Below are 963 nucleotides of genomic sequence, written 5' to 3' on the forward strand. Positions count from 1 at the left end.
CACGGGGTGACGTGAGAGTTGAGCCGAAAAATTACCCTAGTGACGTAGAACACATTTTCTCTGGCGGGCCTACTAGGGTGTTTTATTCGTCTAGGCACACTTCTTCGCTAAATCATTGCGAAAACGAGCGTTTACGCAACAAATTTATACTGTCGCTGATAACGTGCTTTTTGCCTTGCAAAACTGTGTTGCAAAATCGCACTCAACGGCAATTGGGGTAGTTGGCTGGAACTATGCCCGACACCACTGAAATGGGAGCGTCCGGGGCCTATCCCCGGACGTGTCAAAAGAGCTCCCACTCGAAAGTTTCGTCTGTCAGAACCCCGCCTGTCCAGCCCAACACCGCGCTCAGCAGGGCAACATCAAGCTCCGCAGAAGATACGGGCCTCACCACCGACGACTCCTCAAATGCACCACGTGCGGCACTGAATTCAGTGAACTCAAAGGCACGCCCTACTGGAACGCACGCTGCTCCCAGGACACCGTCGACGCCGTCGTCAATCACGTTACCCACGGCAACAGCTTCGTCACGACAGCCCAACTGGTCGGCTGTCACCGCACCACGGTTGCGCGGATCGTCCGCACCGCCGGAACCCACGCACAGCACCTCCACGACCTGAATGCTCGTGACCTGCAGGTCACGAGCATTCAGGCAGACGAGCGCTACGGATTTGTCGGCTGCAAGAAAGAGCCCGCGTGGGACGCGACCGTTATTGATCCCAGCAGTAAGTTCCTGATCCAGGGCGAAGTCGGCGAGCGCACGGCCACTCTGACGCGGTTATTGCTCGTTCAGGCCAAAGAACGCCTCTCTGATCCTCATGGATTGGTTCTGTTCACGGACGGTTTTCTGTCGTATCAGACGTTGTTCCCTGAAGTATTCGGCAGGCCGTACCGGCCTGCGAGACAGGGCACGCGGGGGCGATTCCCGAAGACAGCCTATCGAATCTCGCGCTCCTCGGCGCA

The 963-nt window shown here is 57.1% G+C and carries 1 pseudogene; it reads left to right on the forward strand.

The features are described 5' to 3' along the window. Positions 1-280: 280 nt before the first annotated feature. A pseudogene (locus tag QZ269_RS13215) lies at positions 281-963 on the forward strand (IS1 transposase); the annotation flags it as partial.

It is taken from the genome of Deinococcus sp. (assembly GCF_018260405.1).
GTDB lineage: Bacteria > Deinococcota > Deinococci > Deinococcales > Deinococcaceae > Deinococcus.